Source organism: Streptomyces sp. AB3(2024) (assembly GCF_041862025.1).
GTDB lineage: Bacteria > Actinomycetota > Actinomycetes > Streptomycetales > Streptomycetaceae > Streptomyces.
On record NZ_JBGWAB010000393.1, the window covers coordinates 1 to 256 of the forward strand.

Annotated in this window: 1 protein-coding gene; it reads left to right on the top strand. The window is 67.2% G+C overall.

What is annotated here, in order from left to right; all coding sequences use genetic code 11:
• The coding region (locus tag ACEPPI_RS40920) for a B12-binding domain-containing protein (protein ID WP_373920301.1) at window positions 1-256 on the top strand (256 nt) is incomplete at both ends.

The following is a 256-nucleotide window of genomic DNA, read 5'->3' on the forward strand; positions in this document are numbered from 1 at the left end:
CCCGCTGCAGAAGCTGATGGCCCTCTTCGAGGGTGTCAACACCAAGTCCCTCAAGGCCGGCCGGGCCGAGGAACTCCTGGCGCTGCCGCTGGACGAACGCCTCCAGCGCCGCATCATCGACGGGGAGAAGAACGGCCTGGAGGCGGACCTCGACGAAGCCCTGCAGACACGGCCCGCCCTGGAGATCGTCAACGACACCCTCCTGGAGGGCATGAAGGTCGTCGGTGAGCTGTTCGGCTCCGGCCAGATGCAGCTC